The organism is Verrucosispora sp. SN26_14.1, from assembly GCF_004307965.1.
Taxonomy (GTDB): Bacteria; Actinomycetota; Actinomycetes; order Mycobacteriales; family Micromonosporaceae; genus Micromonospora.
Window position 1 is genome coordinate 1 of record NZ_SISL01000221.1, and the last position, 9,843, is coordinate 9,843.

General features: G+C 72.6%; 9 protein-coding genes. 6 read left to right on the forward strand and 3 right to left on the reverse strand.

Annotation, left to right across the window (positions count from 1 at the left end):
- Positions 1-679 (forward strand): iron ABC transporter permease (locus tag EYA84_RS19190; protein ID WP_131054427.1); only part of this gene is annotated, 679 nt, incomplete at its 5' end.
- Positions 680-918: 239 nt separating this feature from the next.
- Positions 919-1,977 carry an ABC transporter ATP-binding protein gene (locus tag EYA84_RS19195; protein WP_131054428.1) on the forward strand — a complete coding sequence of 353 codons (1,059 nt, stop codon included), beginning with the start codon at positions 919-921 and terminating at the stop codon, positions 1,975-1,977.
- Between the two features lie 128 nt (positions 1,978-2,105).
- Here the strand turns inward: EYA84_RS19195 and EYA84_RS19200 are convergent, their stop codons facing one another.
- Positions 2,106-3,326 carry a S8 family peptidase gene (locus EYA84_RS19200; protein ID WP_131054429.1) on the reverse strand — a complete coding sequence of 407 codons (1,221 nt, stop codon included), beginning with the start codon at positions 3,324-3,326 and terminating at the stop codon, positions 2,106-2,108.
- A 178-nt stretch (positions 3,327-3,504) separates the two neighbouring features.
- On the opposite strand from EYA84_RS19200, the gene EYA84_RS19205 reads away from it, so the two are divergent.
- Positions 3,505-4,989, forward strand: coding sequence for a methyltransferase (locus tag EYA84_RS19205; protein WP_201272424.1), 1,485 nt, complete (start codon positions 3,505-3,507; stop codon positions 4,987-4,989).
- Positions 4,989-5,411, forward strand: a complete 423-nt coding sequence (dtd, locus tag EYA84_RS19210) for a D-aminoacyl-tRNA deacylase (protein WP_131054430.1) — start codon at positions 4,989-4,991, stop codon at positions 5,409-5,411. Before EYA84_RS19205 ends, dtd begins: the two co-directional genes overlap by 1 nt.
- Positions 5,412-5,471: 60 nt before the next feature.
- On the opposite strand, the gene EYA84_RS19215 is transcribed toward dtd, so the two are convergent.
- Positions 5,472-6,260 (reverse strand): sporulation protein, encoded by a 789-nt coding sequence (locus tag EYA84_RS19215; RefSeq protein WP_131054434.1) that lies wholly within the window; start codon positions 6,258-6,260, stop codon positions 5,472-5,474.
- Positions 6,261-6,532: 272 nt separating this feature from the next.
- Between EYA84_RS19215 and sigB the strand changes: the two genes are divergently transcribed.
- Positions 6,533-7,543: an RNA polymerase sigma factor SigB gene (sigB, locus tag EYA84_RS19220; protein WP_131054431.1), complete on the forward strand. Its 1,011-nt coding sequence runs from the start codon at positions 6,533-6,535 to the stop codon at positions 7,541-7,543.
- Positions 7,544-7,719: 176 nt separating this feature from the next.
- The gene (locus EYA84_RS19225; protein WP_131054432.1) at positions 7,720-8,136 is read left to right on the forward strand and encodes a VOC family protein; all 417 of its coding nucleotides are present in this window, start codon (positions 7,720-7,722) and stop codon (positions 8,134-8,136) included.
- Between the two features lie 48 nt (positions 8,137-8,184).
- On the opposite strand, the gene EYA84_RS19230 is transcribed toward EYA84_RS19225, so the two are convergent.
- Positions 8,185-9,843, reverse strand: a 1,659-nt coding sequence (locus tag EYA84_RS19230) for an acetate--CoA ligase family protein (RefSeq protein ID WP_236145848.1), incomplete at its 5' end; no start/stop codon positions are given.

The following is a 9,843-nucleotide window of genomic DNA, read 5'->3' on the forward strand; positions in this document are numbered from 1 at the left end:
CCTCGGGCGGCGGCTCGCCGCCGGGGTGTCCCGCCCGGGTGCCCTGCCCGAGGTGCTCACCGCCGCCGGGAACTCGCTGACCGTCTCGCTGGCCGGCGCCGCCCTCACCATGCTGCTGGCGCTTCCGCTGGGGCTGCTCGTCGCCCGGGCGCCGGGTCCGCTGACCACCGCACTGGACCGGCTGGCGTACCTGGCCCACGCCCTGCCCGGCGTGGTGATCGGGCTCTCGCTGATCTTCTTCGGGATCAACGTGGCGTACCCGCTCTATCAGACCCGGTGGCTGCTCGCCCTGGCGTACGCGACGCTGTTCCTGCCGTTGGCGGTCGGCGCGGTAGCCGGCGCGGCCGCCCAGTCCCCCGCCGGACTGGAGGAGGTGGCCCGGTCGCTCGGCCGTGGCCCCTGGACCGTGCTGCGCACGGTGACCCTGCCGCTCACCCTGCCGGGCATCGGCGCCGGGGCCGCGCTGGTCTTCCTCACCGGCATGAAGGAACTCCCGGCCACCCTGCTGCTGCGACCCACCGGCACGGACACCCTGGCCACCGAGCTGTGGACGAGTACGGCCGTCGGCGCCTACGCGGCAGCGGCCCCCTACGCCGCGCTGCTGGTGCTGATCTCGGCGGTACCCACCTGGCTGCTGGTCGCCCGCAGCGGCCTGCTCGACCGGGAGCGCAACGCATGAGACACGTAACGGAGTGGAGGGGCGGCATGAGTGAGCACAGCGAACGAATCAGCAGCTCAGCAGGCCATGTCGCCACGCAACGAAGTGGAGGGGCGGCATGAGTGAGCGAAGCGAACGAATCAGCAGCTCAGCAGAGCATGTCGCCACGCAACGGAGTGGAGGGGCGGCATGAGTGAGCGAAGCGAACGAATCAGCAGCTCAGCAGAGCATGTCGCCACGCAACGAAGTGGAGGGGCGGCATGAGTGAGGTCGTGCTCGACGGAGTGGTCAAGCGGTACGGGCGGGTCACCGCGTTGGCCGGCGCCGACCTCAGCGTGCCGTCCGGGCAGTTGACCGCGGTGCTCGGGCCGTCCGGCTGCGGCAAGACCACGTTGCTGCGCTGCCTGGCCGGCTTCGAGCGGCTCGACGGCGGCGAGATCCGCATCGACGGCGCGGTGGTCGCGGGCGGCGGCCGGCACCTGCCGGCGCACCGGCGTCGTATCGCGGTGGTGCCCCAGGAGGGTGCCCTCTTCCCGCATCTGCGGGTGGCCGAGAACATCGGGTACGGGCTGGACCGGGCCACCCGGCGGACCGACCGGGTCGAGGAGGTGCTGGCGCTGGTCGGGCTCGCCGGGTACGGCGACCGGATGCCGCACCAGCTCTCCGGTGGGCAGCAGCAGCGGGTCGCGGTGGCCCGCGCACTCGCGCCCCGACCGTCGGTGGTGCTGCTCGACGAGCCGTTCAGCGCCCTGGACGCGGGGCTGCGCGCCGGGCTGCGGCACGACGTACGCGAGGCGCTGCGCGCCGACGGGGCGACCGGTGTACTGGTGACCCACGATCAGGGGGAGGCGCTGTCGGTGGCCGACAAGGTGGTGGTGCTGCGCGACGGTCGGGTGGTGCAGGCCGCCGCGCCGACCACGGTCTACCGGGAGCCGGCCGACCCGTGGGTGGCCGGTTTCGTCGGTGACGCGGTGCTGCTGCCGGCGGTCGTGGAGAGCGGGACGGCCCGGACCGCGTTGGGGGTGCTGCCGGTCGCCGGTGCGGTGACCGACGGGCCGGTCACCGTGCTGCTGCGGCCGGAGCAGATCCGGCTGGCCGCCGGGCCGGACGGGATCACCGGCACCGTGCTGCGGCACGACTTCCACGGCCACGACGCGCTCGTCGGTCTGCGACTGGGCGACGGTACGGCGATCACCGCCCGGGTGCTCGACGGTGCCACCGTGCCGATGGACGGCGAGGTCACGGTGCGGGTGGACGGTGCGGCGCGGGTCTTCCCGGCGGACGCCGAGCGCAGGTCCCCGGTCGACCTCGCCGCCTGACCTCGACCGGTGGTCCGGCCGACCCGGGTCGGCACCGGTGGCGTCGGCCCGGGTCGGTCTGGTCTTCGGTGGTCACGCGCGGGCCCGGCGGACGCTGGAGCCGTCCGCCGGGCCGGTGTGCGTCAGGGTCAGTTGACCACGAACAGCAGGCGGTTCGGCGAGCCGCTGCCCGGGCTGGTCACCACGCCGGTGGTGGCGTTGCTGGTCAGGTAGCTCTTGACCTGGGCCGGGGTGTAGGACGGGTTGGCCGAGAGCACGAGCGCGGCGGCACCGGCCACGTGCGGGGAGGCCATCGAGGTGCCGTTCAGCGTGTTGGTCGCGGTGTTGCTGGTGTGGTACGCGGACAGCACGCTCGACCCGGGCGCGAAGATGTGCACGCAGGAGCCGTAGTTCGAGAAGGACGACCGGGCGTCGGTGCTGGTCGTCGAGCCGACGGTGATGGCGGTCGAGGTGCGGGCCGGCGAGTAGTTGCAGGCGTTGGCGTTGGAGTTACCGGCCGCCACCGCGTAGCTGATGCCGGAGGCGATCGAGTTGGCCACCGCGTTGTCGATCGTGCTGCTGGCCCCGCCGCCGAGGCTCATGTTCGCCACGGCCGGCTTCACCGCGTTGGCGGTCACCCAGTTCACGCCGTTGACCACGCTGGCGGTGGTGCCGCCACCGGAGCAGTTGAGCACCTTTACCGCGACCAGGCGGACGGACTTGGCAACGCCGTACGTCGCGCCGCCGACGGTCCCGGCGACGTGGGTGCCGTGGCCGTTGCAGTCGGTGTTGTTGGAGTCGACCGTGTTGGTGCCCCAGGTGGCCCGACCGCCGAACTCGTTGTGCGTGGTCCGGATGCCGGTGTCGATGATGTAGGCCCGGACGTTCGAGGCCGTGTTCGGGTAGGTGTAGGTGCCGCTCAGCGGGCGGTTCCGCTGGTCGATGCGGTCCAGGCCCCAGGTGGGGTTGGTCTGGGTGGCCTGGACGGTGAACGCCTGGTCCTGCTCGACGTACGCGACCGCCGAGTTGGCGGCGAGCCGGGCCGCCTGCTTCGCGGACATCTTGGCGGCGAAGCCGGTCAGTGCCGCCGAGAAGGTGTCGGAGACGCTGCCCCCGTACCGCTGGACCAGGGCGGTGGCCCGGTCCGGCACTGCGGTGCGGGCCGCCGACGAACCGGCGGTGCCGACCGCGTCGGAGCGCAGCACGACGAGGTAGCTGCCGCTGACCGCGTTCGCGGCACCGGCGCCGCGGATCTCGCCGGTGGGTGCGGCGACCGCCGCGGTGGTGCTGGCCGCCGAGACGGCCGCCGCGGTGGCGACGACGGCGAGCGCCCGGATGACGTGCCGTCGCGCGGTGAACCCTGAGGACATCGTCTGCCTCCCTAACCGGAACGGCCGACCGGGTCATGGCCGGACGGTGCGTCCCATGGACTCGAATGGATGAGATGCTAGCGTTAGATCGATGAATATGACAGGGACGTTCTTCGATTGACTGAGATTGTCACGGGCACCCGCTCCCCGCCCCGACGTCACCAGGCAGGATGGCGGTGTGGACGGACACGACATGCTGCTCTCCCCCGCCGGCGTCGAGGCGCTGCGGACCGCGTTGACGCGAGCCGCCTTCACCGCCAACGGCATCGCCGCCCGGCTCGGCCCGCAGGCCACCGGCGGGGTGGCCCGTAACGACTTCCGGGCCGCGCTGCGCGCCACCACCGACGGCGAGCCGCTCGACACCCTGATCCGGGTCTTCATCTGCGAGCAGACCGAGCCGGAGGCCGCCGTCGCCGCCGCGCTCGCGCCGCTGTCGATCGACGAGGCGCTCGCCGCCGGGCTTGTCGAACGGTACGGCGACGGGCTGCGGATGGGGCTGGACCTCGAACCGTACGGCGACGACTGGTGGGTGCTGGCCGACGTGCCGGCAAGCGCCCGCCCCGGTCGGCCCCTGCACGCCGAGCACGTGCTGGGCATCGGCGGGGCGACCCAGACGATGATCGGCGCGGCCGTCCGGCAGCCGGTGCAGAGCGCGCTCGACCTGGGCACCGGCTCCGGCGTGCAGGCCCTGCACCTGAGTACGCACGCCCGGCAGGTGACCGCCACCGACGTCTCCCGGCGGGCGCTGCGGTTCGCCGCCACCACGGCCGCGCTCAACGGCCAGCAGTGGGAACTGCTGCGCGGCGACATGGTGCAGCCCGTCGCCGGACGGCGCTTCGACCTGGTGGTCAGCAACCCGCCCTTCGTGGTCGGGCCGGGCACCACCACGCACGTCTACCGCGACTCGGGCCGGGTCGGCGACGCGATCGGCGCCGAACTGGCCGCCGCCGCCGACGGCCTGCTCACCGAGGGCGGCACCATGCAGTACCTCGCGAACTGGGTGCACGTGGCCGGCGAGGACTGGGGCGAGCGGGTGGCCGGCTGGTTCGCCGGGACCGGTCTGGACGCCTGGGTGATCCAGCGCGAGGTCGCCGACCCGATGGCGTACGTCAACCTCTGGCTCACCGACGTCGGCGAGTCGGCCGACCCGCAGCGGATGGCCGACTGGCTGGACTGGTTCGACGCCCACAAGGTCGAGGCGATCGGCTTCGGCATCGTCTCGCTGCGCCGGAGCGGGCACGACGACCCGGTGCTGCAGGTGGAGGACCTGCGGCAGCAGGTGGAGGCCCCGATGGGCGACCGGGTCGCGACCTGGTTCGACCGGCAGGACTGGCTGCGCCGACAGGGCACCGACGGGCTGCTGGACGCCCGCTACCGGGCCGCCGACGGGCTCCAGCTGCGGCAGGAGGCGACCATGGGCACGGAGGGCTGGGGAGTCGACCGACAGGTCCTCACCATGCCGCACGGGCTGCGCTGGACCGAGGAGATCGATCCACTCGTCCTCGCGCTGGTGGGTGGCGCCGACGGACGCCTGCCGCTGCGCGACCAGATCGCGCTGCTCGCCGTCGCGCACGACGTGACGCCGGACGAGCTCGCCGAGGCCGCCGGACCGATCGTGGCGCACCTGGTCGAGCGCGGCTTCATCGAGCCGGTGCGGTCCTGATGCGGGCCGTGGTGCAGACCGTCGGACGGGCCAGCGTCACCGTGGACGGCGAGGTGGTCGGCGCGGTCGACGACGGGCTGCTGGTGCTCGTCGGGGTGACGCACTCGGACACCGCCGAGACCGCCCGGACGCTGGCCCGCAAGGTGTACGAGCTACGCATCCTGGACGAGGAGCGGTCCGCCGCCGACGTCGGGGCGCCGATCCTGGTGGTCAGCCAGTTCACGCTCTACGGCGACGCCCGCAAGGGACGCCGTCCGAGCTGGACCGCAGCGGCCCCCGCCGAGGTGGCCGAACCTCTGGTCGACGCGGTGGTCGAGGCGCTGCGTCAACGCGGCGCGACGGTCGCCACCGGCCGATTCCGGACGCACATGCTGGTCGAGAGCGTCAACGTCGGGCCCCGCACCATCCTCCTCGACCTCTGAAGCGCGACCACGGGGCGGGCGGGCGTCGCACCACGTCGCCCGCCCGCCCGTGGTCACCGGTCAGCCGAAGAGGCCCCGGCGTTGCAGGGACTGACGCAGCCACCCGTCGAGCTGCGCCGCCCAGTCCGTGCGGTCCATCGTGGCGTAGTCGACGGTGAAGCGGCCGAAGACGTCCCGGCCCTCGGTCAACAGGCCGCCACGCTTGTCCAGCTCCAACACCACCTGCATCTGCCGGGGATCGGCGACGAAGGTGACCTCCAGTTGCTTCATCGCACCCGCGTACTGCGGCGCGGGGTAGAACTCGATCTCCTGGTAGAACGGCAGCGTCTGGTGCACGCCGTAGATGTGCCCCCGCTCGACGTCGGCCCGGGCGAACCGGAAACCGAGCCGCAGCAGCGCCTCCAGCAACCGCTCCTGCGCCGGCAGCGGATGCACCGCCACCGGGTCCAGGTCACCCTTGTCCAGTGCGCGGGCCACCTCCAGCTCGGTACGCAGCCCCATCGTCATGCCGTGCAGGCGCTGCCCGTACAGCTCGGTCACCGGGGTCTCCCAGGGCACCGGAAACCGGAACGGTACGTCGTAGCGCTGCCCGGGTTCGAGGCGGAACGGGCCGGTCACCTGCTGCCGGTGGAACTCCTGGTTCGTCGCGTACTCGTTGTCGCCGCTCTCCACCTCGACCCGCGTCATCAGGCCCAGAGCCACGTACGAGACGTCCACCCCGTGCTCGCCACCGGTCACCGCGATGGTGCCCGTCAGCTCACCGCCCGGCCGGCAGTTCGGGTTCGTCAGCACCGTCTCCACGGACGGGCCGCCGACTCCCATCGCCTGCATGAGCCGCTTGAAGACCACCATTGCCTCCGTCGCTTGGTCGCCCGGCCCCGACACCCGGGGTACGGGGTTGCGTCGGCCCGACGGCCGACCGCTGGCACGGTAACCGGCGCCGCCAAGTCGCATCTGCCGAACCCGTACACCGACCCGCAAGGAGGGGGTAACGGAACGGTCACTGTCGGTTCTCCGATCGCCTCACTCCCGTTTTACGCCCCACCCGCCAAGCTGTGTCTCACCGGCGGCTACTGGGCCGGGGCGACACGGCACGGACGTGGAAACGGGGAGAGACAGAGATGGCCCTGCAGATGATGGAGCACCGGATGCGCGCCGGCACCGAGGCGGAGCACGGCGTCGACACCCTTACCGACCTGGACGCCACCGACGAACGTGGCGTCTCCACCGACCTGGTTCGCGCATACCTCAACGGGATCGGCCGGACCAAGCTGCTCACCGCGGCCGAAGAGGTCGACCTGGCGAAGCGGATCGAGGCCGGGTTGTTCGCCGAGGAGAAGCTGTCCACCTGCACCCCGGTCTCGGCCGGCCTGCACGCAGACCTGGAAGTGGTCGCGCAGCAGGGCCGGGCCGCCAAGAACCACCTGCTGGAGGCGAACCTGCGCCTCGTGGTGAGCATCGCCAAGCGGTACACCGGCCGTGGCATGGCCTTCCTCGACCTCATCCAGGAAGGTAACCTCGGCCTCATCCGCGCCGTCGAGAAATTCGACTACACCAAGGGCTACAAGTTCTCCACCTACGCCACCTGGTGGATCCGCCAGGCCATCACCCGCGCCATGGCCGACCAGGCCCGCACCATCCGCATCCCGGTACACATGGTCGAGCAGGTCAACCGGATGGTCCGGGCCCGCCGCGAGCTGTCCGTCTCGTTGGGTCGGGAACCCACGGTCGCCGAGGTGGCCCGCGCGCTGGACGTACCCGAGTTCCAGGTGATCGAGCTGATCTCGTACGACCGGGAGCCGGTCAGCCTGGACCAGGCCGTCGGCGAGGACGGGGAGAGCGCACTCGGTGACTTCGTCGCCTCCGTCGACCCGGCCGGCGGACCGGGCGACACCGCCGCCCAGGGGGAGCTGCGCAACGAGGTGAGCATCGTGTTGGCCACGCTCTCCCAGCGCGAGCAGGCCGTGATCCGGCTGCGCTTCGGGCTCGACGACGGCCGGCAGCGTACCCTGGACGAGGTCGGCCGCGAGTTCGGACTGTCCCGCGAGCGGATCCGGCAGATCGAGAAGGTGACGCTGCTGAAGCTGCGGGCCCCGGAGCGGGCGCAGCGGCTGGAGGCGTACGCCTCCTGACGTGACTGGTGTGCGATCGGCCCCGGCGGTGCGCCGGGGCCGATGTCGTGTGTCCCCGGCCCTCGTTGGGTGCCCAGCGGGCTGCGGCTCGTGTCGCGCGGGCCGAACGGGCTGCCGGTCGTCCAGAGTGGTGCACAGCGTCGGAGCCGCCGACGAGGGCGTCAGGAGGACTGATCGTGAACTGGACGTTGGAAGTGGTCGTCGTACCGGTCTCCGACGTGGACCGGGCCAAGGCATTCTACGCCGACCAGGTCGGCTTCACCGTGGACCACGACACGGTGATGGGTGACGACGCCCGCATCGTGCAACTCACCCCGCCCGGCTCGGGCTGTTCGATCGTGATCGGCGCCGGGCCGCTGCCGTACATGCCGCCCGGCTCGCTCAAGGGTCTCCAACTCGTCGTGCCGGATTTGGAGAAGGCCCGCGCCGAGCTGAGCGAGCGTGGTGTCCAGGTGAGCGAGATCCAGGTGCTCGGGCAGAACCCCAGCCCGACACCGCACCCGTTGGACAACGTCGGCTTCGTCTTCTTCGACGACCCGGACGGCAACTCGTGGGCGATCCAGCAGATCTCCGCCCGCCCGGCCGGGATGTAAGGAGGGGTCCCCTGCTATACACGAGGCGTTAGTAGGGGGCCCTTCCTTTCACAAACGGCGGGGGCCGGTGTCGGGGCGGGCGGCAGCCGAGCCGGTGCGGACCGAGGCGTGCAGCACGGACAGCCCGTCCGGGCGGGCCAGCACCGGATTCAGCGTCAGTGCGCGTACCCGGGGTTGCTCGTCGGCGAGCCGCCCGATGCGCAGCAGCAGGTCGGCCAGGGCCGCCCGGTCCACCGGTGCGGCGCCCCGGTGGCCCCGCAGCAGAGGGGCCGCCCGTGGGGCGTCCACCAGCTCGGTGGCGTCCCGGTCGGTCAGCGGCACCGCCCGCCAGGCGCGGTCGCCGAGCAGGTCGGTGGCGACCCCGCCGAGACCGAAGCCCACCACCGGCCCGAACGCGGGATCCTCGACCAGCTCCACCACACAGGCCACCCCGGGCGGCACCATCGGCTGCACCAGCGCGTCCGCGCCGAACGCGGCGGCCAGTTCGGCGTACGCGCGACGGACCGTGTCGGCGTCGGGCAGGTCCAGGCGGACGGCACCGAGGTCGAGGCGGTGCCGCAGTCCACCGGCGGCGGCCTTGAGGGCCACCGGGAAGCCGAATCGCGTCGCCGCGTCGACCGCCGCGTCGACCGAGTCGACCCGTGCCGACTCGACCACGTCGATGCCGTACGCGGCGAGCAGCGCCTCCGGGTCGCCTCCGTCAGCCCGCAGCGCCACCTGCGCCGCCACCGGATCGACGTCGGGAAGCTCGGGCAGGACGCCGGCCGGACGACGCCGCCAGTCCGCGTACGCGGTGACCCGGGCCAGCGCGCGAACCGCCTCCTCCACGCTCGGGTAGGCCGGTGTTCCCGCCGGGGCCTGCCCGACCAGGAAGGTGGCCACCATCGGTTTGTCGGCCGCCGGGACGGCGAGCGCGGCGGCGAAGTCGGCCTCGGTGCCGGTGAGCTGCCCCGGCAACGGTGGTGCGAAGAGGACCACCAGCGCGTCGACCGAGTCGTCGGCGGCGGCCCCGGCGAGCGCCGCACCGAACTCGGCGGCACTGGCCCGGGGGCCGACGTCACAAGGGTAGCCCGGCGCGACCCGGAGGCCCTGTGCCGCACAAGCGGTGGCCGCCAGCCCGGCCAACGCCGAGGAGTTACCGACCACGCCGACCCGCTTCCCGGCCGGTAGCGGCTGGTTGGCCAGGAGCGTCCCGACGTCGAGCAGCTCGGCCACGGTGTCCACCCGGATCACCCCGGACTGGGCGAACAGGGCGCTCACCGCCGTCTCGTCCGGGCCGGCGGAGTCGCCCAGTCCGGGCGGGCGGGCCGGGGACGCCAACGCCACCACCGGTTTGTCGCGACCGATCCGCCGGGCCAGCCGGGCGAACTTGCGCGGGTTGCCGAACGTCTCCAGGTACAACATGATCACGTCGGTGGCCGGATCGTCCTGCCAGTACTGCAACAGGTCGTTGCCGGAGACGTCGGCCCGGTTGCCGGCCGAGACGAAGCTGGAGACGCCCAGCCCGCGCCGGTCCGCCTCGGCCAGCAGCGCCACCCCGAACACGCCGGACTGGCTGAAGATGCCGACCCGGCCGGGCTCCGGCAGTCGGGGGGCGAGGGTGGCGTTGAGGCGTACCGCCGGGTCGGTGTTGGCCACCCCCAGGCAGTTGGGGCCGATCACCCGCATGCCCGCCGCGTGCGCCGCGCGCACCAGCGTGCGGCTGTC